Raw genomic sequence first — 26,982 nt, 5'->3', positions numbered from 1 at the left:
GGTAAACTCTATAGAAAATTTTTAATGTATGGTCTCTGTTTGACGAGATGCTTGAATGATTATTTATTAATATAGCTAATTTGGTATTGATAGGTATCAATATCTTTGCACATATTGATGGTTATCTTGTGTATTTGTCAGTGTCCGAGCAATGTCATCTAATAAATTATCATAGTACTTTGCATTTCTTTCACCAGACCTCTTCAGTTTTTTCAAATTTTTGGGAGATGCATCATCTAATGCAGAATTCGCATCATAGAGATCTGGCTGAATTCGGTAGTACTTTGTGTTTTCTACGGTTGATGAAATTTGTTTCAGGTAATAATGGGTCATTTGAGCTCCGCCACTTAATGCAATATCTATAGCTGGCCTTGCCCAGTTGAAAATACCCCAATTTTTCGTTTCTTTGTATTTGTAACTTGTTAGCTGCTTACCAGTACCAAGAGACACAATAATCATATCCTTGATCCCACTCACACCGCTAAACTTAATGGCTTCTGAGTAAGCACATAAAGCGGGGTCACTGGCAACCATACCACCATCTACCAGGATATATTTTTTGTTAATTGGTGATAGTGAGTAAATACGTGCGGGTTCAAAGTAGGTTGGTGCGGCGGTGCTGCCTCGTAGTAAATCTCTAACTAGAAAGTCTTCATTTCTCACTAATGCGCAGTGTTGCCTAAAGATAACTTGTTCGCGCTTTTTAATGTCATAGGAAATAAAGCAGGTGGGTTTTAATAGTTCACTAAGCTTTTTTTTTCCAAAATATTTCTTTAATATCTTTTCTAGTTCATGTGTAGAGTATTTTTCTTCCTTGAGGAGTCTCAGCTTATCCAGGTAAGGCCAGATTCCACCATTAAATACCTTGTCTCCTTCTTTAAAATAAATATTAACGGCTTCCTGGGCTGAAAATTTTGGTCTTCCCTCTTCATTAGGGAAAATATAGGCTGCGCCTAATACGGCGCCAGTGCTTGTTCCTGCAATGAGGTCAAAAAAATCTCCTATTCTGGCGTCGGGGTTGCCTGATTGCATTTTTAGCTTATGTTCAAGAGAGACTAATATCTCACCAGGCAGTATGCCTCTTATTCCCCCTCCATCAATAGATAGGATTCGGATCGCCACTGTTAACTCTCCCTGGATTCATTCATTGAGTGCAATTGTAGAAAGATAGCACTAGGCTCAATGGTTAATGCCTTCAATGTGAGCGGTGATTAATGCATGTAAAAATAAGTTTCTGGTATTAAAAAATACATGTTGAGCAGTACGGCTGTATTCATAAAATGAATAAGTTAATTTTAAAGAAAACTCACATAGGCACAGGGCGTGAGTTTTGTTGGGTTTGATCACTGGTTTGTCAAAAGGAAAAAGAGAAGGCTATTTTTAATGGCATATTGAGGCTAGTGTGTTTTCGAATTGTCCAAGACCTTAGGTTGTCGGCCCGGCGTTTAATTAATCATGCCAATACAGAAGGGCATTTAGACACACATAGTAACTATCTTGACCCGGACTACAATGAATCAGGTTTAAGAGGCGCCGAAAGTGGAGCTTCTCAGATTAAGGAAATTTGCTCAAGGGTACCCACTATGGCTATGAACCTCGCACAGAAACTGATTAAGAGTCATCTCGTGAGCGGTTCATTGGAACCCGGTAGCCCAATAGAGATAAAGATTGACCAGACGCTGGCTCAGGATGGTACTGGCACTCTGGTGATGTTAGAGCTAGAGGCGCTTGGTTTATCACAAATCAAAACTGAGCTTTCCGCACAGTATGTAGACCACAACCTTCTACAGACGGACTTCAAAAATGCGGATGATCACCTGTTCCTGCAAAGCGCCTGTCGCAAGTTTGGACTTTGGTTTTCACGTCCTGGAAACGGTGTAAGTCACCCGGTACATATGGCTTGCTTTGATATTCCCGGAAAGACGCTACTTGGCGCCGATAGCCATACCTGTGCAGCCGGCTCTATGGGTATGCTGGCCATTGGTGCTGGTGGTCTACAGGTGGCCATGGCTATAGCTGGCGTTCCCTTCGCGCTGAAAATGCCGAAAGTGCTCGGCGTAAAGCTTGAGGGTGAATTGCCTCCCTGGGTCAGTGCCAAAGACATCATCCTGGAAATGTTGCGTAGGCAAACGGTCAAGGGGTGTGTGAATAAAATTGTCGAGTACCACGGCCCAGGCCTCGCCAATCTGACTGCTATGGACCGCCATGTAATCGCCAATATGGGGCAGGAGATGGGTACCACGGCCAGTGTCTTTCCTGCCGATCACGCTGTGAAGGCCTTCCTCAAGCAACAGCATCGGGAAAGCGATTATGTAGAAATGAAAGCCGATGAGGGTGCAAGCTATGACGAAGAGGACACCATTAATTTATCTGATCTTGAGCCGCTGATCGCCTGCCCATCCAGTCCAGACAAAGTGATAACCGTACGTGAAGTGGCTGGTCGCCCTATTTACCAGAGCTATATTGGCTCTTCTGCTAACCCTGGGCTGAGGGATTTCGCCATACCAGCGCGTATTGTCGCAGGTCGTCGATTAGCCGACGATGTCTCTTTTGATATCAACCCAACCTCGCGCCAATTGCTAGAGGAGCTTAGCCGGAGTGGCGATCTCACAAAACTGCTTGAAGTGGGTGCGCGCTTGCACCAAACAGGTTGTGGCGGTTGTATTGGTATGGGGCAGGCTCCGGCCACTGGCCGTATCAGCCTACGTACTGTGCCACGTAATTTCCCCGGTCGATCCGGCACAGCAGATGACCAAGTCTATTTATGCAGCCCTGAAACCGCCACTGCCAGTGCACTGAAGGGCGTGATCACCGATCCTCGTGATCTGGACATGGACTATCCCAGCTTTAGTGAGCCGGAATATCTGCCAGATATAAGACCTTTACTTCAGCCACCACAAGAAATCCCCGTAGCCGTTGAGCTGATTAAAGGTCCGAATATCAAACCGTTGCCAAACTTTGAAAAGCTTCCAAATACCTTAACGGGTCCGCTATTACTGAAAGCGGGTGACAACGTTTCGACAGATGAAATACTGCCTGCTGGAGCGGAGATTTTACCTTTACGTTCAAATATCCCCGCCATTAGTCGCTATACATTTTCCCGTATTGATGAAAACTTTTACCAGCGGGCGATAAAATTGAATGGTGACTGTTTTGTTGTTGGTGGTGAAAATTATGGGCAAGGCTCCAGCCGTGAACATGCAGCGGTATCATCACGATTTCTTGGGGTAAGGTGCATAATTGCAAAAAGCATGGCTCGTATCCATCGCCGTAATCTCATTAACTTTGGTGTTCTGCCATTACTTTTTGAGAGCTTTGATGATTACGACCGACTGGAGCAGGATTCAATCCTTGAGATTGACAAGCCAATAGCACAACTGAAATCAAACAATTCTGTAAAGCTTTTGATTAAGCCATCTGGTGAGAGTATTAGTCTACGCAGTGACTTGTCAGCGGATGAAATTGAAGTGCTAGAGGCTGGTGGTATGATTAATCAAGTACGAGAAAAGTATCTGAGTAACGAGAAATAGTGGGTTTTAGTGCACCCGTAAATTACTCAGATGCTTTCATAGATAATTTTTATATCGAATAGCCTTTTACGCTAAGTGGCATCCTGTTTTTCTAACCACTTTAGAATGATCTGATTTGTTTCTTCCGGTTTTTCCTGTTGAATCCAGTGGCCGCAGTTGAGACTGACTATATCAACATTGGGAACGAACTCTTTTAAGTTTGGAGCCTTAGGGATCAAGTCTCGATCGCCGTAAATCATAAGTGCTGGCTTTTGGATGGTTGGCTCTACATCTGCCAAGATCTGCCAATTTCGGTCAAGGTTTCTATACCAATTAATACTGCTCATGAACCCTGTTTTCTCAAATGCGGAAACAAAAACAGCCAGTTCGCTATCACTCATTAAGGGCTCGCCAAGTGGCGCTTCTGCTTTGGCGAGATCGATCATCATCATTCCAGGCTCTGGTGGTGCTGGAGGTACGTTCTTGCGGAATATGTTGCGAAGGAATTGTGAAGTATTTGCATCTAACACAGTGTCCGCGATGCCTGGCTGTCGGTTAAAGTGAACAATGTAGTAGTCGCTTCCTAGAAATTCTTCCATAAACTCGACCCACGGCTTTTCTGTTCGAGCCTGATAAGGTAAAGCCATGTTTATAACTTTGTTGACCCGGTTTGGATGTAATAGCGCAAGCCCCCAAACCACCATTGCGCCCCAATCATGGCCGACAAACGTGGCATCTTTGTATCCGTAGTGATCAAGAAGCGCGACGAGGTCACCCGACAAGTTTTCAATGCCATAGTCAGTTATATCGGCAGGTCGGGATGAATTGCCATAACCACGCTGGTTTGGAACGATAACGTGGTAGCCGGCTGCGGCAAGTACAGGCAGCTGGTGGCGCCAAGAATAGGCATGTTCTGGCCAGCCGTGACAAAGCACAATTGGTTTTCCCGTATTCTGTTGACCTGCTTCAAAGACTTCTAACTCAACGCCGTTGACTGGAATAAGAGTGGGCTTGGGGAATTCGGTTAGATTAAACAATGTATTTCTCCTTATTGAGGCTCAACAATGCCTTATGTGCCGGACAGCCCCTTTTCTTCGACTTGGGGCTACGGATGTGCGTTGCAATTTCAGAACTCCTTTGCTGAAAAGAACAGACATAGGCTAAAATCAAATGGTGCCAAATAATGTCACCATTTAATAATATCTTTACAAAATGAGTGTTCGCCTTCGACAAGACGCCATCGTGCGCAGCCTTCGCCGAAATGGTACTTCTACGATTGCTGACTTAGCAGAAGAGGTCGGTGTATCCAGGCGTACAGTGTTGCGTGATATTAGCGCACTGCGCGATGAGGGCTTTGTTATCCATTCTGACCCTGGTCCTGGGGGCGGTCTGCAATTAGACCCGCAATCGGTCCAAACCACAGCGCGCCTCTCGGTTGCCGAGGTCTTTGCACTCCTTATCAGCGTTGCATCAATGCGTGCGGCCGGGAATTTACCTTTTTCGGGGCTTGCAGATACTGGGCTTGCCAAAATAGAGAAAGCTTTGCCACCGGACAAAGTACGTGATTTACGCCGGTTTTTAGACTGCTTATATATCGGTAAGCTTTCACCACAGGTAGACGTATCAAATATTCAGGAAATGGAGCCCGCGCTGCTTCCCACTTTCGAGACAGCTTTTCTCCAGCGATTACAACTAAGCTTCCAATACCGTGATGCAAAGGGGTCTGTAACCAGTAGGGTTGTTGAGCCACAGGCGATGCTGATTTTACCACCTCTATGGTATTTGGTGGCATGGGATCCCGCACGCAAAGACTTCCGTCATTTTCGAATGGATAGGATCAGTAAACCGGAGTATCTCAAGGGCAAAAAATTTCGACGCCGACATGTTTTATTCGAAGATAGTGTTTCTCCAATTCGGGATTTATCTCGTTAATCTTTACGAATGTACAAAAGTTAATCTTTCGGTTTTTTTTTCATTTTTAGAGTAAAATACTGTATTTATTCAGGCTTTTTTATAAGAGTTATGAGGGAGTCATTACGAAATAAGTCAACTATCCATACTAAACTTTTAAAAGTTTCTGACTGTTTTCACTTAAGCTTATATCTTTCCTATTGATATAGTCTGACTAATCTTTACCAAGGTTTGTGACATCATACTTCTATTGATCGTTCAAGTAATCGTATAGATATGATTATGTCAGTACGGAGATATATTCCTGTTCTATTTCTGTAACTCGTTATTGACGGCACACTCCTTTAGTCTCTATTACATACTGGGCAACTCTCAAGCTGTTTTTATAGGTTATACTTGCGACACAAACAGTATCACCTATGCTTAGATTCAAATCACTAACTACCTGAATCACACTCCTATTATTCAACTCTACATTATATGAATACTCTAGCGTCCCCTTTCTACCTGCACCAGAAAAACCGTGGTGATATTTTGATGTAATTCTGCCGTTCTGTTCTATTACCTTTTCAGTATTTCTCGCTAGGTTGATTAAGTGGAGCAGAACTAATAAAAAAAAGAGAGTTATTAAAGAAAATCCTTTCCATTCATCATAATAAAACTTCAAAATTTTGATTCTTCGCATTAGCCAACCGTATAATTTCCGAAGTTTTTATTTGTTTAATTGAATTGTAGTCACAGAGGGTCATGTGTGTCGAGAGTCATACTTCCTGTATAAAAATTTCAAGTTAGCACCAGGCCCCTTTTTTGATGTTTGGCTTTGGAATTTATGCTGGGGTCTTGTAGGTGCATTTTAGCCTATAAAAGAGTCGTATACTTAGATAGATAGCTGTTAAAGTAAAAGCTTGTTATCAATTGGAATAAATTCACTCGCCGCGTTGAATAATGTGGCTGCTGTCAACTCTGGTACGCCATATACTTCAACCTTTTTGTCTCTATCTAATCTGAGCTTATGCACAAGAATATCAAAATCACCATCACCTGAAACTAAAACTATAGTGTCTACTAAGCTTGAATATTCCATCGCATCTATCGTTATCCCCACATCCCAATCACCTTTGGCGGAACCATCGGACCGTTGTGTGAAGGGTTTTAGTTTCACCTCAAAACCGATAGATCTTAAGATATTTTGAAATTGATACTGTTTTCTATCGCCACGGTCGATGGCGTAGGCCACGGCTTTTACGACTCTCCTTCCATTAGTTGCTTCAGACCAAAACTTATTGTAATCAAAGTTTCGTTTATGGATTTGCCTGCATGTGTAATAAACATTCTGCACGTCAACAAGAATGGCAACCTTTTCCATTTGATAGTCCAATAATGTTAAAAACCTAATACCAAAAATAGCGATATTGACTGTTATTAATAATGTTGACACTTTATGTTGCTCGCCTTTTAATTTCAAGTGACAATTGTTAGTCAATACTAAATTTTGAATGTTCTGAATTATAAAAACAGGCTATTAAAAATGACAGCATGTATTGGCAAAGTGATGGTATATAAATTCAATGCTGTGCAAACTGAACGATTGGAATGCCTTCTACCATTAGTGAATAATTGTGCTGATCGACCAAGTTAGCGCTATCTACTCAACGATATAAACCAAGATAAGCTAGTGAGCGCTTAAATCGGTTATTCAGGCCGTATTTCAGAAAATCTGTTTCTCTTAATAAGTAGAGTAGCGTTGAATGGAGTTCAGTCTCCCTTGACTACTTGCAATTGGTGCAGGGCTACCTTTCTGAACGACCAACTTTTAGTAATGTTATTTAACGATTTTTCGTTGTTTAACAGATCCCAGTTTATTCCGCGACTCATTCAGACCTCAAAAATCTTCAAGACCCCACTTTGTGATAACAGATTGATTTTTAGCCTATTCAGGGCTCATTAAGGGTGTTGAGTCCATTGTGGGTTGACAAAGCAGGATCACCATATCTTATACTGTATGCATGTACAGTAGTTTGGTAAGGGTAGTCATGGGAACCAGAAGCATCATTTTCGACGGAGAGCCTGTCCGGATTTGCCGGTATCGCTCGGATTATGACAACCGAGCAATGTATGCTATCTGTATGCTGAATTATACGAAGTATGTGCGCAGCTTTTCAGTTTCTGTGGGTGTAAATCTGCGCAAGGAGTTGGATCTGACATTGACGCAGATGCGGGAGGTTGAGCGCAGTATGGATTGGCTGGCAGTCACTGCATAAGAATGTAAGTGCTTAAGCAGTTTTATCGATAAGGAGATAGATCATGGGAAGAAAGATCAATCGATTCGCAATTTTTGCAGAACGAATTCATTTGATGAATGGCGGTGCAAAAAGTTTTAGGGATTCTGCACCCACAGAAGAAGCCGCCATGGATCTGGCAGAAGAAATTGCTAAGTCTGAAAAAGCGGTGTTTTATTCTTGGCTGCAAATTCTCGATATTATGACTGGTAACTATACCGAGTATTCAATCAAGACCGGTGGGGTGTTGGAGGAAAGAGAGTGTCCGGACAGTAAAAACTGAATAGCTAATGAATGGCACCCTCTGGCTTCAGCCAGGTTCGATAAAAGTGAAGAGGACATCATAGAAGAAGGCATCATAGAAGGGAGCCTTAACCGTTGCGAGAGTGGCCGGTGAAATCCTTTTCTCGAGAGGTTGTTATTCTGTTAAAAGGCTATCAGCTATGTTGTTTTGCACTGTTCCAATTTTAATTTGAGCTGTCACTAAAGTCGGTATTTTCACTTAAGTGTCAGCTCACTTGCTATTTAAATTGATTATTTTCGGTCAGATAGGGGTTGAGCCTATGACCGAAATATTAATTTTATGTTTCTTTTCTTCGTTTAGACCTGTGGTTTTCTCTCAGTCAAAAAAATAATGATTTATTTGTAGTCATTGACAAGCTGCCCATTTGATGACCCCTTGAATTGAGGATGTTCGTCATCAATTTCGTAAAAATCAGATTTTTCTCCGGTGAAAATATGCCCCATTGTTTTCAACCCGGTTGGGCCATCGAGTGATCCTGCAATAATTCCAGTGGCATCGAGATTAAATGGCTCCCAGAAGAGGCTTGAGCCACATTGCTGACAGAAGCCTCTGCGGGCTACTTCTGATGTTTTATACCACGCCAGCCCGTTATCTTTTGTTATCTTAATATTGACCTTGCGAGCCTTTGTGTGAGGGCCGAAACTTCCATGCAACTTTTGACACATACTACAATGACAGTTAACTACGTTGCGTAGTGGCCCTTTAACCTCGTACCGCACAGCGCCACACAAGCAACCACCGGAAGTAATTGTATTCTCACTATTCATATATTGAGCCTGTAGATGTAAAAGTTGACTTAAACTAAGAATCTAAATTAAGTATGCTTTTTTATTATCGACAAGATGATTTGTTTGAATTGTAAATGCAGATCACACAACGTGATGTAAACATAAATGTTGGTAGCTTGGCTAGTTATTTATCCGTCCTATTTCGATATAAATTACGAGATGGTAGAGGTTTTTCATTTGATTGCTTGCCTGTTTTTTGTACCGCTATCGCTGCACTATGCAGGCAATGGCTGATGAGCCATTTGTTCGTACGGTGTTATCGCACGGGGTAGGGCACCTAGTACTCGACCGTGGAGTTTAATGTGGCAGCAATGCGACTCAGTGTGACTAAAAGTGGATGACAGCACAGACTGGAGCCGGGAAACCCACGGGGATATACGTGAGAAATCATTACGCAGGATTACAGAGGCCGCGGAAATAAAGACAAACTGTGACAGCGAACACCGACAAGTGCGGGAACATTCGGTGGAAGAAGTGGCCGGCGTAAAAATAATTGAAGTTCTTGGAGCTTTACGTTTCTTATCTGCTGGTGGCCTGAACTTGTCAGCCCTAGACAATCTAAATATTACAAGCGGCAGTGATATTAATATTTCCGTGGGGCGCGACTTAAAAGAACAGATCGGAAATATTCGCGAATCAGTGGCCAAGGTCCGCCAAGCTATCAAAGTAAAAGATGGCGGCAAGGTTTGGTTAGGCAGTGAATCTTTAAATGTGCTTAAAGTGCTAGAGGATTTAATCGGCGTCGTATCGGCCCTGGCCGCCACCATCGCTACACACACGCACCCCAGTAATGGAAAAAAACCGGATCAGGATGCGGCAATTAATGGGCACAAGAGCAGTGTGGATAGTTTGAAATCTCAGCTTAGCGCGGTTCGGGCCTAAGCGGGTTATACACTTAAAAGGAGAGAAGTTATGAAAAATAAGGTAAACAGGTATGCCATTTTTGCCGAACGAGTCCACTTGATGAATGGTGGTGCTAAGAGTTTTAGAGGTTCTGCGCCTACTGAAGAGGCGGCAATGGAGTTAGCAAAAGAGATTGCGAAGTCTAAGAAAGCGGCGTTTTATTCTTGGTTGCAGATTTTGGATATTGTGACAGGTACCTATACCGAGTATTCGATCAAGTGGGGTGGGGTTTTAGAGAAAAGGGAACGCTCTGCCTGTTAGATCTTGTATAAACTGTTGTTGCCCTCCTCAGAATACTATGGCTTAGTATGTCTGGAGGAGGCAGCGCACTAATGATGATTAATTAGGGGGGACCTTTACAGATAATTAGGGATCTCAATTTTTATACCACCCCATAAAAGGGTGTACCCTTTATTGTCGATTGTGTATCTCCCGCTTCAATGAAAGGATATATTGTCTTAAGTTGGTCGAAAGTATTTACACTGCCATCATTTTCCGGAGTTAGTATGTTGGCAACCTCACGGTTAATATATGGGCAGTCATCTGGATTAGGTTTGGCATCGTTGAGATAGCCTTGCAGTTCATTTCTAATCTCGCGATACAAATAGAATCTGTGAACTTCGCTAACAGATCCGTCTAAAATTTTATTGATATTTTTCAGCATTGAAGCGTCGAATACCACGAATAATTTCGCATATAAGAAATTAAGCTCTCGGAAGACCCTCTTTTTTTCTTCTTCTTTTTCCCCTTCTGAGCTTAGTTTCGGATTGAAAAATACATTCTTATCCATGAATGTCATAAATTCGAAGGTGACTTCTTTTTTAAACTTCCAGATATCAATGGTCTTAAGTGATTTTTTGTCTAGCTCTGATTGGTACTTTCTTATTTCTGTGTCAACTAATTTGTCAATATACCTTTTGCTAAGGTATTTCAGTATAGCGCCAGCTATAATTAAAATTATAAGTCCCGCCATCCCATAATCTATGAGTAGAGAATTTACCTGGGTGGCGATCTCTTCTTTAATCTCAGGTGTTATATAAGGTGAATTCGACATGTGCTCTCAGTTAAATAATTTGATTGTTAACTTTGTGGTGGTGAAAAATATGGGTTTTGCTTGACCGCTAACGACTTTAGTCTACTTTGTTATCGAAATGGTGTTTCGGATTTTTCAATGTCGAATTTTAGTTTCTTATTGTGGATCTTAAATTCTTCAAGTGCTAGTTCGTTTAATTCAGGGTTACCTTGAGGTCCTAGGTGTACTTTTTCAATTAGGTTTTCGATGTTTTCAAGTTTGATGTACGGCACAAGCCCTGTTTTTGATTTTCTGAAATAAACCTCTGTTTTTCTTATGTCTAGTCTTTTTTTAATCACATATAACTCTTCATTAACAATCTTATGCTTTGAGCTTGGCTCTACAAATCTAAATATTCGCGTTTCTCTTTCATCCATATAGTCAGGATGCTTGTTGGTCATTCTAATTCTGTTTACTTGAGAATCAATCGTCAATGGCCAGGCTGAATCTTCAAGTGTGAATTCTGCAGAAAGGGCAGGTCCAATGGCCTTAATTCTTTTATACTTTTCTAGTTTTTTATTTATTGAACTTGCTAACTGCTTCCACTGCTTAATCGCTTGATGTTCGTTGTAATTGCATGTGGCTATTTGAAAAGGCCGTATATCTCTTATCTTAGCTTTGTTAAAACCAATACAATATCCACCTTCTTTCGGGCAGTAACCTCGCCATTGGCTTAGTATGTTTTTTTCAGAAAAAGACCCGACATACACTCTGTTATTTTTGAAATTTCGATATTCCTGATAGAGAATAGTTAGGATTGCTTGATGATGTTCCGTTTTGCAATCATTTAAGATTTCACCTTGAAATCCTTCTAAAATTGTTTGTGCATAATGACCCTCTGTGTGATCATTGAGAAAGCGATGGTCTGTAAGCCAGAATTCACCTTCACCAATGATTCCATAAAGTCCATTGATGTCGGTGTAGTGATAGATTAATTCCACTTTACACCTGTCCTGATTTTTTTAGTTGCTTTGATAGTGAGGTTTCAAGCAGCGTAAAAGCTAAATAATTTTTATTGCTCATGTCTAGCAGCTGAAGATCAATTGTAATTTCATTTTCTTCAAGCCTTAGAGCGAGGGAAGTAAAGTGCTTGCGAGATTGCTTGAAGTGATTGCCGTTCCACTGGCATTTTGCTGTAACTCCATCAGGCTGCCCCTCTAAGGAGTTGTACACAATTTTGGAGCCTAACTTTTCATTGTGGATTTGAATATTACATTTGTTGCTTAATGATTCATCTAGCACAATCTGGATACCATTATCAGTGTTCCTGGCTTCCATGATTTTGACTCGACTAGCTTCGATTTCTACCAGGTTATCTACCGTTGGGTAGATTTCATTTCCCTTCATTGCATCCTGGCAGCCAGATAAAGCTACCAAGCAGGCTCCAACATTCAAAAACTCCTTAAAAATTCGCAAAATCAGCTCCCTCTGATTTTCTTTGGTTATTAATTGTGCAGTAAAAAATGGCGCCGGTCACTCCTCCCCACGCCTGCCGATTTTGGGCGCTCTTTTAGTTGATGAAATGAGTCTGGCGGGCCAGGCTTGAGATGGTGCGGGGTTTGGAGATGCTCGGGATTTCACACTTTGAAGAGTTGCGAAGAGAAGTGAAAGGATATTGCACAGCCGGAAGGCTTAGGGGATAGCAAGGTGTCAACGTGATTTTGCGCTGACACTTTGGCGCTTAAACCAACAAATGAGTCTTTTACAAAGTTGTCTGTGCAGAAACGAAAAACCCGCGAAAGCCTACGCTATCGCGGGTTTGAGATATGGTACCAGAGGCCGGACTCGAACCGGCACGCTTTTAAGGGCGGGGGATTTTGAATCCCCTGTGTCTACCAATTTCACCACTCTGGCACTTTCGCTGCTCGACCTTGGGGTCGGTGCGAAGAGGGCGTGATTATAGCAATGCTTTAGTCTGGGTCAACCAGTGATTTCAATAACTTAGCGCATTTTCTGTCGTCCCAGTTAACAGCTCCTAAAATTTCCTATAACCTTCGCGACCTCTCCATAGTTTCTAGATTTCCAGGATTCCATGCAGCGTCAGGACTTTGACTTTCATCTGCCCGATGAGCTGATCGCCCGCGCGCCTACTGAAGAGCGCCGTGGCAGCCGTCTTTTGTGTCTGGATGGGCCCAGCGGGGCCATTGCACATCGGCAGTTCCCAGATATTCTCGACCAGGTACAGGCAGGTGACCTGATAGTCTTTAACGATACCCGGGTGATCCCGGCGCGTTTGTTCGCGCAAAAGGAGACCGGCGGTAAGTTGGAAATCCTGGTGGAGCGGGTGCTCAATGAGACGGATATCTGGGCCCATGTGCGCTCCAGTAAGTCGCCCAAACCCGGTTCAACCATTGTCCTTGAAGACGGTACCCGTATAGAGGTGACCGGCCGCAAGGATGCACTGTTTGAATTGTCCTTCCCCAAAGAAGAGGGTGTGCTGGCGATTTTGGATCGCCTCGGCCATATGCCGCTGCCTCCCTATATTGATCGTGAAGACGATGCCAGCGATCGCGAACGCTACCAAACCGTATACGGCCGCAACGCCGGTGCAGTGGCGGCGCCGACGGCGGGGCTGCACTTTGATGATGAAATGATCGGTGCGCTGCGGGATAAAGGTGTCGAGGTTGTCTTCGTTACCCTGCATGTGGGTGCGGGTACTTTCCAGCCGGTGCGCGTGGACAATATTTACGAGCACCAGATGCACAGCGAAGTGCTGGATGTCTCCCAGGAAGTGGTGGATGCGGTAACCGCTTGCCGCGCGCGCAATGGCAGCGTGATTGCGGTGGGCACCACCAGCGTGCGCGCGCTGGAAAGTGCGGCGCGCAGTGGCCAGTTACAGGCCACCGTGGGAGAGACAGATATCTTTATTTATCCCGGTTATGAATTCCAGGTTGTGGATAAGTTGGTCACCAACTTCCATCTGCCGGAATCCACCTTATTGATGCTGGTGAGCGCCTTCGCGGGGTACCAGCATACGATGGCCGCCTATAAGGCCGCAGTTGAGGAGCGTTACCGCTTCTTTAGTTACGGCGATGCCATGTTTATTACCCGCGATCCCAATGCCAAAAAAGAAGAAGTCGCACCAGCGAAAGGAGATACCCAGTGAGCCGCGAATGTTTTATGCAGTTTGAAGTGGATAACACTGATGGCAAGGCCCGTCGCGGCCGCTTGCGCTTCCCTCGCGGTGTGGTGGAAACCCCGGCGTTTATGCCGGTGGGCACTTACGGCACCGTGAAAGGCATGTTGCCGAGGGATATCGAAGGGATCGGTGCGCAGATTATTCTCGGCAATACTTTCCACCTGATGCTGCGCCCGGGAACCGAAGTGGTTAAAGCCCACGGCGATCTGCACGATTTTACTCAATGGTCCGGACCGATCCTTACCGACTCCGGCGGTTTCCAGGTGTTTAGCCTGGGCGAGCTGCGCAAGATTACCGAAGAGGGGGTTTCCTTCCGCTCGCCGATCGATGGCAGTCCGGTATTTCTGGACCCGGAAGAATCCATGCGCGTTCAGCGGGACCTGGGTTCCGATATCGTCATGATCTTCGATGAGTGCACGCCTTATCCGGCCACCACTGACGAAGCGCGCAAATCTATGGAGTTGTCCCTGCGTTGGGCGGAGCGCTCCAAGAAGGCCCACGGCGATAGCCCATCGGCGCTGTTCGGTATTGTACAGGGCGGTATGTACCCGGAATTGCGCGATGTGTCCCTGCGCGGCCTGACCGAGATAGGTTTCGATGGCTATGCCATTGGCGGCTTGTCTGTGGGTGAGCCGAAAGAAGAGATGATCAAGGTACTGGATCACCTGGCGCACAAGATGCCGGAAGATAAGCCGCGCTACCTGATGGGCGTGGGCAAGCCGGAGGATATTGTCGAGGCGGTGCGCCGTGGTGTGGATATGTTCGACTGCGTCATGCCCACGCGCAATGCCCGCAACGGCCATCTGTTTACCTTTGAGGGTGTAGTGAAAATCCGCAACGCCAGGCACCGCCACGATACGGGTCCCTTGGAGGAAGAGTGCGATTGCTATACCTGTGAGAATTTCTCCCGCGCATACCTGCATCACCTGGATCGCTGCGGTGAAATTCTCGGTGCGCAGCTGAATACGATTCACAATTTGCGCCACTACCAGCGTCTGATGCAAAAGCTGCGCGACGCCATTGCCGCCAATGAGCTGGAGGCGTATGTCGCGGAGTTCTACCGCGGTCTGGGCCGCGAGGTGCCGCCACTGCAGGCCTAACCCTGTCGCACTTTTATCCTATCTGGGGCACAGTCGATCGCACGATTGTGCCCCTGTCATTTGTCCGTTCATTCGATCCCCGTATAATCGCTCCCACTTTTGTCGGCGGCTGTGCACCTTGCAATTTGTGTACTGCGCCCACATATCCAGGCAGATTGCCAAGATTTACCGGCCCTCGGGGTCACACTAGAACAATGAGAACAGCATGAATCGCTACCCGATCTGGAAGTACTTTCTGATTCTCGCGGTTGTGGCCTTCGGCCTGATCTACGCCGCGCCCAACCTCTACAAGCCGGACCCTGCAGTGCAGATTTCCGGGCAGTCCAGTGCCATGGAGATGGACGAGAACGTCCTCACCAAGGCGCGCAAAGCCCTGGATGAGTCGGGTATTCCCCACTTCGGTGGCGAGGTTGGTGACAAGGCGATTTTGATTCGCCTCGAATCCATCGACCAGCAGCTGCCTGCCAAGCGCGCGATTCAGGAGGCTCTGGGGCACAGCGACTATGTGGTTGCTCTAAACCTGGCATCGACTACCCCCCAGTGGCTCAGTGATATCGGCGCCAGCCCCATGAAGCTGGGTCTCGACCTGGCCGGTGGTGTGCACTTCCTGATGGAGGTGGATACCAACACCATCGTAAAAACCAATATGGAAGGCTATGTGCAGGATGTGAAAACCAAACTGCGCGCGGCCAAGGCCCGTTACCGCAGCGTTAACCTGATCGACGATCGCGAGATTGTCGCGCGCTTCCGCAACGAGGAGCTGCGCAGTCTGGCCCTTTCCACCATGCGCAAGGAATTCCCGCAGTTGCAACTGCGCGAAACCGGCAGTGGCGAGAACCTGGAAATCCGGGCCACCTTGTCTGAGCAAGAGATCAAGCAACTTGAGGATTACGCGGTTTCCCAGAACCTCACCACCCTGCGCAACCGGGTGAATGAGCTGGGTGTGGCCGAGCCGATCGTACAGCGCCAGGGGCGCAACCGTATTGTGGTGGAGCTGCCCGGTGTTCAAGACACCGCCGAAGCCAAGCGGATTATCGGTAAGACCGCCAACCTGGAATACCGTATGGAGGCCCGCCCCGATGAGCTGGTCACCAACAAGGAGTACTTCGAGTACCGCAGCGAGCGCCAACAGCAGATGTACGGCGGCGCCTGGCTGGAGCGCAAGATCATCATCAAGGGTGACAGCGTAACCAATGCGCGTGTCGGCTACGATGAGAGCGGTCTTCCCCAGGTGAATATCACCCTGGATTCCCGTGGTGGTGAGCTGATGCACCGCGCCACCTGGAAGAATGTCGGCCGCCGTATGGGTACCCTGTTTATCGAGACCCGTTTTACCCCGCAGACCAAAATGGATGCCGAGGGCAATGAGATTGTCGAACAGGTTAGAACCGAAGATAAAAAGATTATCAGCCTGGCCACCGTGCAGAGCGCCCTGGGCAAACAGTTCCGTGTAACCGGACTGGACAGCCCGGCAGAAGCCCAGGAACTGGCCCTGCTGCTGCGCGCCGGTGCGCTGGCCGCTCCCATGTACTTTGTGGAAGAGCGTGTGATCGGCCCGTCCTTGGGTGCGGATAACATCAAGGTGGGGGTGCAATCGGTACAGATCGGTCTGCTCGCAGTCATTATTTGTATGCTGATCTCCTACCGGGTATTTGGCCTCGCCGCCAATATTGCCCTGGCGGTCAATATGATTCTGCTGGTGGCGGTGATGTCGATTCTCGGCGCCACCCTGACGCTACCCGGTATCGCCGGTATCGTATTGACTGTGGGTATGGCGGTGGATGCCAACGTGCTGATCTTCTCGCGAATACGGGAGGAGCTCAGGAATGGGATGCCTCCCCAAACAGCGATTAGTGCCGGTTTCGATAACGCCTACAGCACCATTGTGGATGCGAATATCACTACCCTGATTGTGGCGGTGATCCTCTACGCTATCGGCTCCGGCCCTGTACAGGGCTTCGCGGTGACCCTGTCTATCGGTATTCTCACCTCTATGTTTAGTGCCATCATGGGCACGCGCGCAATCATCAACTTGTTCTACGGCGGTCGCCGTGTACAGAAACTCTGGATTTAAGGAGGCTGGCCATGAGTGAGACCAAAGTGGAAAGCGGAAAGATTACCGAGTACATGGGCAAGCGCGTGTACGACTTTATGCGCTGGCGCAAGTTTGCCACCGTACTATCCGTTGTACTGGTGCTGGCTTCGATCGGGATACTGGCGGCCAAGGGCCTGAAGTTCGGTCTGGATTTTACCGGCGGTACCCAGGTAGAAGTGGGCTACGAAGTTACTCCGTTTATTAACGACGTGCGCACTCAGTTGGAAGATGCCGGCTTCGAGGGCGCCACGGTTGTTAACTACGGCTCTGATAACGAGCTGATGATCAAGTTGCCCCCAGAGGTAGCCGAAGAAGAAACTCGCATTAGCGCCACCGATCAGGAGACCACAACGCCTATTGGTGACAAGGTGGTTGAAGTTCTACGTGCTGGCAGTGAGGGCACCGTTACCCTGCGCCGGGTCGAACTGGTCGGCCCGCAAGTGGGTGCCGAGCTGCGCGACGACGGCGGCCTGGGTATGTTGGTGGCGTTGGCACTGGTGATGATGTACGTCGCTTTGCGCTTCCAGTACAAGTTCTCGGTTGGCGCGGTAGCGGCACTGGGGCACGACGTCATTATTGTGCTGGGCTTCTTTGCTCTGATGGGGCTGGACTTCGATCTGACCGTGTTGGCGGCGGTGCTGGCGGTGATTGGTTACTCGTTGAACGATACTATCGTGGTATCTGACCGTATCCGCGAGAATTTCCGTAAAGTGCGCAAGGCAGAGTCGGAGGAGATTATTAACATCTCTATCAGTCAGACCCTGGGCCGTACCTTTATGACCTCTTTCACCACCTTGTTAGTGCTTTGGGCACTGCAGTTCTTTGGTGGTGAGCTGATCCACAACTTCTCCCTGGCGTTGATTGTCGGTGTGGTTGTGGGTACTTACTCGTCTGTTTACGTCGCAGCGAACGTGCTGATGGCATTGAAGATCAGCAAAGAGGATCTGATGCCGCCGGTGAAAGAAGGCGCAGAGCTGGAAGAAATGCCCTAATCGGGAAGAGCTTCCAAATAAAAAAGGCCGCTGTTTAGCGGCCTTTTTTTTGCCCCGATTGTTCAGTCACTGATAAGTAAGCACTGCAATCGGGGTTTTCACTGTGGGGTAATTTGCGTAGCGAGTGGCAATCAGTTAGCTGCGAGGTTTTTTGCCCAGAGTGATATGTTTGGGGCCGGAAGTGTTGGTCTGGCCGCTGACACCCTTGGGGACCTGCTCGATCTCGCCACCCTTCTCCAAAAAGGCTTGCACTTGCGCCTCAATACTCTCGCTGGTCTCTAAGGGGGCGGTCTGCTTACGACTGGAAGAGGAGGATGCTTTTTTGGCCACGGTGACTGTCCGGTGTTTTGGGTTGGCCAGTCATCATACAGCAAATTGGATAAAAAAGCATCCAACTGCCTAAGTGGCACTCATAGTGCACAGTTTGCCGCCATATACAGAGATTGTACTGTCACTAAAGGGCGGTTTGTGGGAGAGGGCCAGTTGCACTGGCCCGAACGAGGATTATTCGGTCTCCTGCTCCAGGAGTTCGGTATTGGCCACTGGCCAGCCACCCAGTTCCCGCCATTTGTTGACGATACCGCAGAACAGGGTTGCGGTTTTTTCCGCGTCGTATTCGGCGGAGTGGGCGCAGCTATTGTCGAACTCAATACCGGCTACCTGGCAGGCTTTCGCCAACACGGTTTGGCCGTAGGCGAGCCCGGCGAGGGTGGCGGTATCAAAGCAGGAGAAGGGGTGGAAGGGATTGCGCTTGATCCCGGTCCGTTCAACCGCGGCATTCACAAAGCCCAGGTCGAAGTGGGCGTTGTGGGCAACCATAATGGCGCGGGTGCAGCTGTGTTTCTTCACGGCACTGCGGATCTTGCGGAACATTTCCGGCAGGGCGATTTCCTCGGGCCAGGCCTCGCGCTCGGGGGATTCCAGATCGATGCCGATAAAGTCGAGCGCCGATTGCTCCACATTGGCGCCATCGAATGGTTCCAGGTGAAAGCTGTGTGTTTCCAGTGGGAAAAGTTTCCCCTCTTCATCCATATCCAGGATTACCGCCGAAATTTCCAGCAGGGCATCGGTGCGCGCATTAAAGCCGCCGGTTTCCAGATCGATCACAACCGGCAGGAAGCCGCGAAATCGCTGGGCAAGGGAGCTCTTTGGTCCTGTGGGTTCTTCGGCCGGGGTCACTTTGGGTCCTTGTAAATCTCAGTTGTGCCGGGGTAAATCCGGCGGGGTAGGGGATTCGCGGGCTTGGGCCCGCGAGGGTTTGAACTGGAATTATACGAGCTTCCAGTTCAGGGTTTCACCGGCGGCCAGGGGGATCAGCTTTTCGCCGCCCATATCCAGCGCTTCGGGAAGTGCCCAGGGCTGCTTCACCAGAGTGATGGTGTCCTGATTGCGCGGCAGGCCGTAGAAATCCGGCCCGAAATTGCTGGCGAAGCCCTCGAGCTTATCCAGCTTGCCGGCGCGCTCAAAGGCTTCGGCGTACAGCTCGATAGCGGAGTAAGCGGTGTAGCAACCGGCACAGCCGCACTCGTGCTCCTTCTTGTGGTGCGCGTGGGGGGCCGAGTCGGTGCCGAGGAAAAATTTCGGGCTGCCACTGGTGGCGGCTTCAATCAGTGCCGACTGATGATCGCCGCGTTTGAGAATTGGCAGGCAGTAGAAGTGCGGGCGAATACCGCCAACCAGCATATGGTTGCGGTTGTACAGCAGGTGGTGCGCGGTAATCGTCGCGGCAACGCCTTCGCGGGCATTTTGCACAAACTCAGCGGCATTGGCGGTTGTGATGTGCTCAAAAACCACTTTCAGAGTGGGGAAATCTTCTACCAGGCGCGCTAGGGTCTTCTCGATAAATACCTGCTCGCGGTCGAAAATATCGATATCGCTGGTGGTGACCTCACCGTGTACCAACAGCTTCATGCCGCAGGACTGCATTTCTTCCAAAGCCGGGTAAATATTGGCAATGTCAGTTACGCCGGAGTCGGAGTTGGTGGTGGCACCAGCCGGGTAGAGTTTTGCTGCGATTACGCCACTGGCGTGGGCCTGGCGAATCACTTCGGCATCGGTCTTGTCGGTGAGGTAAATCACCATCAGCGGTTCAAAGGTGCGACCGGCTGGGATATGCGCGAGAATGCGCTCGCGATATGCGGCTGCGCCTTCACCGGTGGTGACGGGCGGTACCAGGTTTGGCATCACAATTGCGCGGTGGAATTGTCGGGCGGCATCGCCAACGGTGCGTTCCAGGGCGGTGCCATCACGCAGGTGAATATGCCAGTCGTCGGGGGCGCGAAGAGTGATTTGCTCCGTCATGGTACTCCAGGATATCAATTGCTGTAGAAGTGTCTCTGTGCGGCGCGCATGCTACCCGATGCAGGGTCAAAATGCGATGCGCGGTCCGGTTAAAAGTTAATCAATTGTATAGACTCTCACCTTGGCGCTAGTCGATTGCGAGCAGAGGCGCTACAATCGCGCCCCGATAAAGTGTGTGGGTATTAATTGTGCCCATAAATACCGAGCCTGGGCATACCTCCAAGAATAACCTCCCCCAGAACGAAACAAACTTCACAGATAGGTGATTCCAATCGCCGCACTTTGATCGTGGCGGCAAAAATCCAGCAGCAGAGGACAGCAATGAGCAAAATCGAGAAGGTAGTACTGGCATATTCCGGCGGACTGGATACTTCAGTGATTGTGCGATGGCTGCAGGATACTTACGGCTGTGAAGTAGTGACGTTCACTGCGGATATTGGCCAAGGTGAGGAAGTTGAACCGGCGCGGGCCAAGGCCGAGGCGCTCGGTGTGAAAGAGATTTATATCGACGATCTGCGCGAGGAATATGTGCGGGATTTTGTTTTCCCAATGTTCCGTGCCAATGCGATTTACGAGGGCGAGTACCTGCTGGGCACCTCTATCGCGCGCCCGTTGATCGCCAAGCGCTTGATTGAAATTGCCAACGAGACCGGTGCCGATGCTATTTCCCATGGTGCCACCGGTAAAGGCAACGACCAGGTGCGCTTTGAGCTGGGTGCCTACGCACTGAAGCCGGGTATTCAGGTAATCGCGCCCTGGCGCGAATGGGACTTAAATTCCCGCGAAAAGCTGATGCAATACTGCGAGCAGCACAAGATTCCAGTGGATTTCTCTTCTACGAAGAAAAAATCCCCTTACTCGATGGATGCCAACCTGCTGCATATTTCCTACGAGGGCGGCATCCTCGAAGATCCCTGGGCGGAAGCCGAGGAAGATATGTGGCGCTGGAGTGTGAGCCCAGAGGCCGCGCCAGAAGAGCCGACTTACATCACCATCGGCTTTGAGAAAGGTGATCCAGTCTCAATCGACGGTGAGCGTTTGAGCCCGGCCACCCTGCTGGAAAAACTGAATAAGTTGGGTGGAGCTAACGGCATTGGCCGCCTGGATATTGTGGAAAATCGCTATGTGGGTATGAAATCCCGCGGTTGTTACGAAACTCCCGGTGGAACAATTTTGATGAAGGCGCACCGCGCTATCGAGTCCATTACGCTGGATCGCGAAGTGGCGCATATGAAAGATTCCTTGATGCCGCGCTACGCGGATCTTGTGTACAACGGTTACTGGTGGTCGCCTGAGCGCCGTATGTTGCAGGCCGCTATCGATGAATCCCAGGAAGTGGTGAATGGTGAAGTACGCCTGAAACTCTACAAGGGTAGTGTCACTGCAGTAGGCCGCCGCTCTGTAGATAGCCTCTTCGATGAGCGTATCGCTACCTTCGAGGATGATGCCGGGGCCTACAACCAAAAAGATGCAGAGGGCTTTATCAAGCTCAATGCCCTGCGCCTGCGCATCGCCGCCGGTAAAGGAAGAAAATTGATTTAGTCGGCTTAGTTGATTTAGATCAGTCAAGGCTGGAAATGGATGCGCTTAAATCCTTTTCTGGCCAACAGTGACAGTTATGTGTATGCCTTCGACGTTATGAGCGGGTTCATACATGACTGCTGCAGACCCAGTGGTGGGCCAGGCCCGCTCAGTGGAACCGAATTTTAAAAGCAACGGAAGTAAAAACATGACGACAACGGTGGCAAAGACCGGCCCTGTGCCGGACTATGACTACAATATCGTGCGCCAGTTCACCATCATGTCCGTGGTCTGGGGCATCTTTGGTATGGGCATGGGCGTATTGATCGCGGCTCAGCTGGCCTGGCCCGAGCTGAACGATTTCTGGCAGCCCTTCTCGCACTTTGGGCGATTGAGGCCACTGCACACTAATGCGGTTATCTTCGCATTCGGTGGTAGTGTTCTGTTTGCCACCTCCTACTATGTGGTGCAGCGCACCTGTCAGGTTCGCCTTTGGGGCGGCTGGCTGATTCCCTTCACCTTCTGGGGATGGCAGGTCGTTATCGTGGCAGCGGCTATTACCCTGCCGATGGGCTTCACCTCCACCAAGGAATACGCTGAACTGGAATGGCCGATCGATATCCTGATCGCCGTAGTTTGGGTGGCTTATGCGCTGGTGTTCTTCGGCACCATCATGAAGCGCAAGACTTCCCACATCTACGTTGCCAACTGGTTCTTCGGTGCTTACATCATCACCATTGCCGTACTCCACATTATTAATAATTTGGAAATTCCGGTTGCTCCGTTCAAGTCTTACTCCATCTACTCCGGTACCAAGGATGCGATGATCCAGTGGTGGTACGGCCACAACGCGGTAGGCTTCTTCCTGACTGCGGCCTTCCTCGGCATCATGTACTACTTCGTACCTAAGCAAGCTGGTCGTCCGGTTTACTCCTACCAGCTGTCTATCGTGCACTTCTGGGCACTGATTTCCCTGTACGTATGGGCCGGTGGTCACCACCTGCACTACTCAGCGCTGCCCGACTGGGCACAGAGCCTGGCGATGGTAATGTCCCTGATCCTGTTGGCGCCTTCCTGGGGCGGTATGATCAACGGCATCATGACCCTGTCTGGCGCTTGGCATAAGCTGCGCACCGATCCTACCCTGCGCTTCCTGGTGGTATCCCTGTCCTTCTACGGTATGTCCACCTTCGAAGGCCCGATGATGTCCATCAAGACTGTGAACGCTCTGTCTCACAACACCGACTGGACTATCGGTCACGTACACTCCGGCGCATTGGGCTGGGTTGCGATGATCTCTATCGGTGCTCTGTACCACCTGGTTCCGGTTCTGTGGAAGCGTCGCGAAATGTACAGCACCAAGCTGATCAACGCGCACTTCTGGCTGGCCACTGTAGGTACGGTTCTGTACATCGCTGCGATGTGGGTAAACGGTATTACCCAAGGTCTGATGTGGCGCGCCTTCAACGCCGACGGCACCCTGACTTACAGCTTCGTGGAAAGTGTTGTTGCGAGCCACCCGGGCTATGTGGTGCGCTGGTTGGGCGGTGCCATGTTCCTGGTCGGTATGCTGCTGATGGCTTACAACGTCTACCGCACGATTACTGAGAAAGTAAACGATGCCGAAGCCGATAACACCGTTCGTGCAGTGCCTGCGGCATAGGAGTTTAGATCGTGAAGAATCATGACATCGTAGAAAAAAATATCGGCTGGATGATCTTTTTCACCATTATCGCCATCAGCTTTGGTGCTCTGGTAGAGATTGTCCCGCAGTTCTTTACCAAGGCGAACTACACTCCGCTGCCGGGTCAGAAGCCGCTGACCGCAATAGAGCTGGAAGGCCGCGATATCTATATTCGCGAAGGCTGTCACGTATGCCACACCCAGATGGTGCGCCCGCTGCGCGCCGAGGTGGAGCGTTACGGCCACTATTCCATGGCACAGGAATCCGTGTACGAGCATCCCTTCCTGTGGGGTTCCAAGCGTACTGGTCCTGACCTGGCCCGTGTGGGCGGCCGCTATTCCGATGAATGGCAGCGTGCTCACCTGTACAACCCGCGCAGTGTAGTGCCTGAATCCATCATGCCGGCCTACCCCTGGTTGTTCGACAATGTGGTTACTGGTAATTACACCGCGCGTAAGATGGAAGCGCTGCGCCTGGTCGGTGTGCCCTACACCGATGAGGATATCGCCAATGCCGCTGAGCCTTTCAAAGGTGGCAAGGTGAAAGAAATTGATGCGCTGGTCGCTTACTTGCAACAGCTGGGTACCCTGGTTACCCAAAAACGCTAATAGCGAGGAAGGAAACTCGTGACTATCGAAACTTTGCGGGAAATCGGACTGGTTCTGGGATCACTGGCCTTTCTGGCTATTTGCTGGTGGGCTTTCTCTCCGAAGCGCAAGAAGCGCTTCGAAGAAGATGCCAATTTGCCATTTGCCGATGATGAGCAGCAAGCCGATAAGGATGATTCGTCGGCTGCTCAGAAGGACGAATCCAAATCCGGGCAAAAGCCCGGGACTGAACGAAAACAGGGGCAGGATAAGTAATGAGTACATTCTGGAGTGTGTGGGTAATTGTACTCACCCTCGCCAATCTGGCGTTGATTACCTGGGTGTTGTTCGCCAACCGAAAAGTAGCGGTTGACGACCAGGCTGAACCGGAAAACAAAACAACCGGCCACGTCTACGACGGTATTGAGGAGTACGACAATCCTCTGCCCAAGTGGTGGTTCTTGCTGTTTATCGCCACACTGGTGTTCTCAGCAGTTTACCTGGTGATCTACCCAGGCCTGGGTAACTTCAAAGGCCTTGGTGGTTGGTCATCTGTCGGCGCGTTGGAAGCTTCCCAGGCTAAGGCCCAGGAAAAGTTCGACGAGCAGTTTGGCAAATACCTCGATATGCCTATTGAGCAGATTGCGCAGAGCCCGGAAGCCCTAAAAATGGGTTCTCGAATCTTCGCTAACAACTGTGCGGTGTGTCACGGTGCCGATGCCGGCGGTAACTTTGGCTTCCCCAACCTGACCGATAACGCTTGGCTGTATGGTGGTACCCCGGAGAAAATCCTTGAGACCCTATACAATGGGCGTCAGGGTATGATGCCTCCACAGGGTCCGATTATTGGTGAAGAGGGTGTGCGCAATGCCACCGAGTATGTGCTCTCTCTCAATGGCCTAAACCACGACAAGGCGATGGCTGCTGAAGGCCAGAAGGTGTTTAACACTGTATGTATGGCCTGTCACGGAATGGACGCCAAGGGTAATCAAGCCCTGGGTGCTCCCAACCTGACCGACGATCTGTGGCTCTACGGCAGCAGCCGGGAGCAGATCCAGCACACCATTCGCAGTGGGCGCTCCAATATGATGCCCGCGCAGAGAGATAAACTGCGTGAAGACAAAATCCGCTTGGTAGCGGCTTATGTCTACAGCCTGTCCCAGCAGGACGAAGAACAGCAGTAATTTACTATTGAGGCCCGGCATTTGCTGGGCCTTGTTTTTTCAAGGGACTCCGGGCGCTGCAGGGACGGAGAAAAAAGCCTCAAAATAAGTGGCTGCCTGGCCCGCGTACAAGATGTGTCCGTGCGAGAGTGAGGTTTGTGTGAGTGATTTAATTCCAACCCGTGAGGAACAGGAAGGTGATGGCGAGGTTCGCTATCGCATGCTGTATGAGTCGGACGATAAAATTTACATCCGACATATCAAGGGTGTTTTCACCCGTATCCGCAAATATACCGGCCTGCCATTGTTGCTGGCTTTCTTCTTTCTTCCCTGGATCAATATCGACGGGCGCCAGTCAGTCTTTTTTGATCTCCCCACCCGACAATTCCATATTTTCTGGACAACCTTTGGCCCCCAGGACGGCTTCCTACTGGCTTGGCTGCTGATTATTGCCGCCTTCGCCCTGTTTGCTGTTACCACCTGGATGGGGCGGGTCTGGTGTGGCTTCACTTGCCCTCAGACCGTATGGACCATGATGTTTATGTGGGCGGAGCGTATCTGCGAGGGTGATCGCAACAAGCGCATGAAGCTGGATAAGGCCCCGTGGAACGTGGAAAAGGTTCTGCGCAAGGGCGGCACGCACGCTTTATGGCTGTTGATTTCTCTGGCTACAGCCTTGGCTTTCGTTGGCTACTTCTATGGCATTCGTGAGTTGGTTGTAGACCTCGCCACCTTTCAAGCTCATCCGCAAGGTGTCTTTTGGGTAGCTTTCTTTACCTTTGCCACTTACATGAACGCGGGCTTCTTGCGGGAACAGGTATGTAAATACATGTGCCCTTATGCGCGCTTCCAGTCGGTGATGTACGACGAGGATACCCTTGCGGTTTACTACGATGCCAAGCGTGGTGAGACTCGCGGGCCGCGCAAAAAGAACGTGGACTACAAAGCCGAAGGTATGGGTGACTGTATCGATTGCTATTGGTGTGTGCAGGTTTGCCCGGTGGATATCGACATTCGCGATGGCTTGCAGTTTGAGTGTATCAACTGCGGTCTCTGTGTCGATGCTTGTAACAGCGTCATGGATAAGATGGGCTATGAGCAGGGCTTAATTCGCTTCACCTCTGAAGACGAACTACAGACTGGCAAGACGAACTTTTTACGTCCGCGACTGTTTGGCTACGCAGTCGTTTTGCTGGCCATGATAGGATTGTTTTCGCATCAGGTGGCAACTCGCAGTCCTATCGAGGCAGAAGTCACCCGTGACCGCGGTGCCCGTATGTATCGGGTTTCACAAGGGTTGGTGCAGAATGTGTATACCGTGAAGATCAGCAATATGGATCAGGCAGCTCATGAGTTCACGATCCGTGTTGAGGGCAATCCGAATTATGATTATTCGGTGCGCAAACCGCGCAATATTTACCTGAAGGCCGGGGAGATCTACCCGGTACCGATTCGGGTGAGTGTGCCCGAGACTCAGCTGAAGGACACCAAGCACGATATTGATATCGTGGTGCAGGCTGTCGATGACCCGGAGCTGGTCAATAAGCATCGAGCGGTATTTATTGGTCCCAAGCAGTAGACGGGAAGCCGTTCCCGTTGCAAAGTACGGGCCCGCTCAGGCGGGCTCTGCTTTT

General features: G+C 49.2%; 27 protein-coding genes and 1 tRNA gene. 16 read left to right on the top strand and 12 right to left on the bottom strand.

Annotation, left to right across the window (positions count from 1 at the left end; all coding sequences use genetic code 11):
- Nucleotides 1-96: 96 nt before the first annotated feature.
- Nucleotides 97-1,122 carry a patatin-like phospholipase family protein gene (locus tag ACJJIV_RS05530; protein WP_444891039.1) on the bottom strand — a complete coding sequence of 342 codons (1,026 nt, stop codon included), beginning with the start codon at nucleotides 1,120-1,122 and terminating at the stop codon, nucleotides 97-99.
- Nucleotides 1,123-1,583: 461 nt separating this feature from the next.
- Between ACJJIV_RS05530 and ACJJIV_RS05525 the strand changes: the two genes are divergently transcribed.
- Nucleotides 1,584-3,530: an aconitate hydratase gene (locus ACJJIV_RS05525; RefSeq protein ID WP_444891038.1), complete on the top strand. Its 1,947-nt coding sequence runs from the start codon at nucleotides 1,584-1,586 to the stop codon at nucleotides 3,528-3,530.
- A gap of 71 nt (nucleotides 3,531-3,601) precedes the next feature.
- On the opposite strand, the gene ACJJIV_RS05520 is transcribed toward ACJJIV_RS05525, so the two are convergent.
- Nucleotides 3,602-4,546, bottom strand: coding sequence for an alpha/beta fold hydrolase (locus tag ACJJIV_RS05520; RefSeq protein ID WP_444891037.1), 945 nt, complete (start codon nucleotides 4,544-4,546; stop codon nucleotides 3,602-3,604).
- A 175-nt stretch (nucleotides 4,547-4,721) separates the two neighbouring features.
- Here ACJJIV_RS05520 and ACJJIV_RS05515 point away from each other — a divergent pair, with 175 nt between their 5' ends.
- Nucleotides 4,722-5,441 (top strand): helix-turn-helix transcriptional regulator, encoded by a 720-nt coding sequence (locus ACJJIV_RS05515; protein WP_152452115.1) that lies wholly within the window; start codon nucleotides 4,722-4,724, stop codon nucleotides 5,439-5,441.
- 304 nt (nucleotides 5,442-5,745) lie between these two features.
- Here ACJJIV_RS05515 and ACJJIV_RS05510 read toward each other — a convergent pair whose 3' ends face one another.
- Both ACJJIV_RS05510 and ACJJIV_RS05505 read right to left on the bottom strand, forming a co-directional pair.
- Nucleotides 5,746-6,105, bottom strand: coding sequence for a hypothetical protein (locus tag ACJJIV_RS05510; protein WP_444891036.1), 360 nt, complete (start codon nucleotides 6,103-6,105; stop codon nucleotides 5,746-5,748).
- Nucleotides 6,106-6,312: 207 nt separating this feature from the next.
- On the bottom strand, nucleotides 6,313-6,858 hold the full coding sequence (locus ACJJIV_RS05505) for an NYN domain-containing protein (protein WP_444891035.1): 546 nt from the start codon (nucleotides 6,856-6,858) through the stop codon (nucleotides 6,313-6,315).
- Between the two features lie 595 nt (nucleotides 6,859-7,453).
- Between ACJJIV_RS05505 and ACJJIV_RS05500 the strand changes: the two genes are divergently transcribed.
- Nucleotides 7,454-7,681: a hypothetical protein gene (locus ACJJIV_RS05500; protein WP_444891034.1), complete on the top strand. Its 228-nt coding sequence runs from the start codon at nucleotides 7,454-7,456 to the stop codon at nucleotides 7,679-7,681.
- Nucleotides 7,682-7,724: 43 nt separating this feature from the next.
- Nucleotides 7,725-7,982, top strand: a complete 258-nt coding sequence (locus ACJJIV_RS05495) for a hypothetical protein (RefSeq protein WP_444885786.1) — start codon at nucleotides 7,725-7,727, stop codon at nucleotides 7,980-7,982.
- A 356-nt stretch (nucleotides 7,983-8,338) separates the two neighbouring features.
- Here ACJJIV_RS05495 and ACJJIV_RS05490 read toward each other — a convergent pair whose 3' ends face one another.
- Nucleotides 8,339-8,770: a GFA family protein gene (locus ACJJIV_RS05490; protein WP_444885785.1), complete on the bottom strand. Its 432-nt coding sequence runs from the start codon at nucleotides 8,768-8,770 to the stop codon at nucleotides 8,339-8,341.
- Between the two features lie 354 nt (nucleotides 8,771-9,124).
- On the opposite strand from ACJJIV_RS05490, the gene ACJJIV_RS05485 reads away from it, so the two are divergent.
- Nucleotides 9,125-9,673, top strand: coding sequence for a hypothetical protein (locus tag ACJJIV_RS05485; RefSeq protein WP_444891033.1), 549 nt, complete (start codon nucleotides 9,125-9,127; stop codon nucleotides 9,671-9,673).
- Between the two features lie 30 nt (nucleotides 9,674-9,703).
- Nucleotides 9,704-9,955, top strand: coding sequence for a hypothetical protein (locus tag ACJJIV_RS05480; protein ID WP_444891032.1), 252 nt, complete (start codon nucleotides 9,704-9,706; stop codon nucleotides 9,953-9,955).
- Nucleotides 9,956-10,076: 121 nt separating this feature from the next.
- Here the strand turns inward: ACJJIV_RS05480 and ACJJIV_RS05475 are convergent, their stop codons facing one another.
- The 4 genes from ACJJIV_RS05475 to ACJJIV_RS05460 form a co-directional block, all read right to left on the bottom strand.
- A complete protein-coding gene (locus ACJJIV_RS05475; RefSeq protein WP_444891031.1) occupies nucleotides 10,077-10,748 on the bottom strand; it encodes a hypothetical protein in 672 nt (223 codons plus the stop codon).
- An 89-nt stretch (nucleotides 10,749-10,837) separates the two neighbouring features.
- Nucleotides 10,838-11,707, bottom strand: a complete 870-nt coding sequence (locus ACJJIV_RS05470) for a DUF2971 domain-containing protein (protein ID WP_444891030.1) — start codon at nucleotides 11,705-11,707, stop codon at nucleotides 10,838-10,840.
- 1 nt (nucleotide 11,708) lies between these two features.
- Entirely contained in the window at nucleotides 11,709-12,182 is a 474-nt protein-coding gene (locus ACJJIV_RS05465; RefSeq protein WP_444891029.1) for a hypothetical protein, read from the bottom strand.
- A 351-nt stretch (nucleotides 12,183-12,533) separates the two neighbouring features.
- Nucleotides 12,534-12,620: transfer RNA gene (locus tag ACJJIV_RS05460), tRNA-Leu, on the bottom strand.
- A gap of 178 nt (nucleotides 12,621-12,798) precedes the next feature.
- Here ACJJIV_RS05460 and queA point away from each other — a divergent pair.
- From queA to secF, 4 genes are all read left to right on the top strand, one after another.
- Entirely contained in the window at nucleotides 12,799-13,872 is a 1,074-nt protein-coding gene (queA, locus tag ACJJIV_RS05455; RefSeq protein WP_444888286.1) for a tRNA preQ1(34) S-adenosylmethionine ribosyltransferase-isomerase QueA, read from the top strand.
- Nucleotides 13,873-13,886: 14 nt separating this feature from the next.
- Entirely contained in the window at nucleotides 13,887-15,005 is a 1,119-nt protein-coding gene (tgt, locus tag ACJJIV_RS05450) for a tRNA guanosine(34) transglycosylase Tgt (RefSeq protein ID WP_444891696.1), read from the top strand.
- 205 nt (nucleotides 15,006-15,210) lie between these two features.
- Nucleotides 15,211-17,079, top strand: a complete 1,869-nt coding sequence (gene secD / locus ACJJIV_RS05445) for a protein translocase subunit SecD (protein WP_444891028.1) — start codon at nucleotides 15,211-15,213, stop codon at nucleotides 17,077-17,079.
- Between the two features lie 11 nt (nucleotides 17,080-17,090).
- A complete protein-coding gene (secF, locus tag ACJJIV_RS05440; protein ID WP_252084940.1) occupies nucleotides 17,091-18,092 on the top strand; it encodes a protein translocase subunit SecF in 1,002 nt (333 codons plus the stop codon).
- Between the two features lie 135 nt (nucleotides 18,093-18,227).
- Here the strand turns inward: secF and ACJJIV_RS05435 are convergent, their stop codons facing one another.
- The 3 genes from ACJJIV_RS05435 to pyrC all read right to left on the bottom strand — a co-directional run bounded on the left by ACJJIV_RS05435 (nucleotide 18,228) and on the right by pyrC (nucleotide 20,393).
- On the bottom strand, nucleotides 18,228-18,422 hold the full coding sequence (locus ACJJIV_RS05435; RefSeq protein WP_252084941.1) for a PFL_1563 family small protein: 195 nt from the start codon (nucleotides 18,420-18,422) through the stop codon (nucleotides 18,228-18,230).
- A 174-nt stretch (nucleotides 18,423-18,596) separates the two neighbouring features.
- Nucleotides 18,597-19,271 (bottom strand): ribonuclease T, encoded by a 675-nt coding sequence (rnt, locus tag ACJJIV_RS05430; RefSeq protein WP_252084942.1) that lies wholly within the window; start codon nucleotides 19,269-19,271, stop codon nucleotides 18,597-18,599.
- A gap of 90 nt (nucleotides 19,272-19,361) precedes the next feature.
- Nucleotides 19,362-20,393: a dihydroorotase gene (gene pyrC, locus ACJJIV_RS05425; RefSeq protein ID WP_252084943.1), complete on the bottom strand. Its 1,032-nt coding sequence runs from the start codon at nucleotides 20,391-20,393 to the stop codon at nucleotides 19,362-19,364.
- A 321-nt stretch (nucleotides 20,394-20,714) separates the two neighbouring features.
- On the opposite strand from pyrC, the gene ACJJIV_RS05420 reads away from it, so the two are divergent.
- The 6 genes from ACJJIV_RS05420 (at nucleotide 20,715) to ccoG (ending at nucleotide 26,927) form a co-directional block, all read left to right on the top strand.
- Entirely contained in the window at nucleotides 20,715-21,935 is a 1,221-nt protein-coding gene (locus ACJJIV_RS05420) for an argininosuccinate synthase (protein WP_444891027.1), read from the top strand.
- A gap of 187 nt (nucleotides 21,936-22,122) precedes the next feature.
- On the top strand, nucleotides 22,123-23,577 hold the full coding sequence (gene ccoN / locus ACJJIV_RS05415) for a cytochrome-c oxidase, cbb3-type subunit I (protein ID WP_252085974.1): 1,455 nt from the start codon (nucleotides 22,123-22,125) through the stop codon (nucleotides 23,575-23,577).
- A gap of 11 nt (nucleotides 23,578-23,588) precedes the next feature.
- Entirely contained in the window at nucleotides 23,589-24,206 is a 618-nt protein-coding gene (gene ccoO, locus ACJJIV_RS05410) for a cytochrome-c oxidase, cbb3-type subunit II (protein WP_252084945.1), read from the top strand.
- An 18-nt stretch (nucleotides 24,207-24,224) separates the two neighbouring features.
- Nucleotides 24,225-24,461, top strand: a complete 237-nt coding sequence (locus tag ACJJIV_RS05405; RefSeq protein ID WP_252084946.1) for a cbb3-type cytochrome oxidase subunit 3 — start codon at nucleotides 24,225-24,227, stop codon at nucleotides 24,459-24,461.
- Nucleotides 24,461-25,369 carry a cytochrome-c oxidase, cbb3-type subunit III gene (gene ccoP / locus ACJJIV_RS05400; RefSeq protein WP_252084947.1) on the top strand — a complete coding sequence of 303 codons (909 nt, stop codon included), beginning with the start codon at nucleotides 24,461-24,463 and terminating at the stop codon, nucleotides 25,367-25,369. The genes ACJJIV_RS05405 and ccoP overlap by 1 nt, the downstream gene beginning before the upstream one ends.
- Before the next feature lie 139 nt (nucleotides 25,370-25,508).
- Nucleotides 25,509-26,927, top strand: a complete 1,419-nt coding sequence (gene ccoG / locus ACJJIV_RS05395) for a cytochrome c oxidase accessory protein CcoG (RefSeq protein WP_444891026.1) — start codon at nucleotides 25,509-25,511, stop codon at nucleotides 26,925-26,927.
- Nucleotides 26,928-26,982: the final 55 nt, after the last annotated feature.

It is taken from the genome of Microbulbifer mixtoriginis (SeqCode), assembly GCF_052466765.1.
The sequence above is the reverse complement of the archived record's forward strand: the minus strand, read 5'-3'. Positions and strand labels throughout refer to the sequence as shown.

Excerpts from the sequence above, each read along its gene's own strand:
- ACJJIV_RS05525 (WP_444891038.1), top strand. The coding sequence starts at position 1,584 with ATGGCTATGAACCTCGCACAGAAACTGATTAAGAGTCATCTCGTGAGC.
- ACJJIV_RS05515 (WP_152452115.1), top strand. The coding sequence starts at position 4,722 with ATGAGTGTTCGCCTTCGACAAGACGCCATCGTGCGCAGCCTTCGCCGA.
- ACJJIV_RS05510 (WP_444891036.1), bottom strand. The coding sequence starts at position 6,105 with ATGCGAAGAATCAAAATTTTGAAGTTTTATTATGATGAATGGAAAGGA.
- ACJJIV_RS05500 (WP_444891034.1), top strand. The coding sequence starts at position 7,454 with ATGGGAACCAGAAGCATCATTTTCGACGGAGAGCCTGTCCGGATTTGC.
- ACJJIV_RS05495 (WP_444885786.1), top strand. The coding sequence starts at position 7,725 with ATGGGAAGAAAGATCAATCGATTCGCAATTTTTGCAGAACGAATTCAT.
- ACJJIV_RS05490 (WP_444885785.1), bottom strand. The coding sequence starts at position 8,770 with ATGAATAGTGAGAATACAATTACTTCCGGTGGTTGCTTGTGTGGCGCT.
- ACJJIV_RS05480 (WP_444891032.1), top strand. The coding sequence starts at position 9,704 with ATGAAAAATAAGGTAAACAGGTATGCCATTTTTGCCGAACGAGTCCAC.
- ACJJIV_RS05475 (WP_444891031.1), bottom strand. The coding sequence starts at position 10,748 with ATGTCGAATTCACCTTATATAACACCTGAGATTAAAGAAGAGATCGCC.
- queA (WP_444888286.1), top strand. The coding sequence starts at position 12,799 with ATGCAGCGTCAGGACTTTGACTTTCATCTGCCCGATGAGCTGATCGCC.
- tgt (WP_444891696.1), top strand. The coding sequence starts at position 13,887 with ATGCAGTTTGAAGTGGATAACACTGATGGCAAGGCCCGTCGCGGCCGC.
- secD (WP_444891028.1), top strand. The coding sequence starts at position 15,211 with ATGAATCGCTACCCGATCTGGAAGTACTTTCTGATTCTCGCGGTTGTG.
- secF (WP_252084940.1), top strand. The coding sequence starts at position 17,091 with ATGAGTGAGACCAAAGTGGAAAGCGGAAAGATTACCGAGTACATGGGC.
- pyrC (WP_252084943.1), bottom strand. The coding sequence starts at position 20,393 with ATGACGGAGCAAATCACTCTTCGCGCCCCCGACGACTGGCATATTCAC.
- ACJJIV_RS05420 (WP_444891027.1), top strand. The coding sequence starts at position 20,715 with ATGAGCAAAATCGAGAAGGTAGTACTGGCATATTCCGGCGGACTGGAT.
- ccoN (WP_252085974.1), top strand. The coding sequence starts at position 22,123 with ATGACGACAACGGTGGCAAAGACCGGCCCTGTGCCGGACTATGACTAC.
- ccoP (WP_252084947.1), top strand. The coding sequence starts at position 24,461 with ATGAGTACATTCTGGAGTGTGTGGGTAATTGTACTCACCCTCGCCAAT.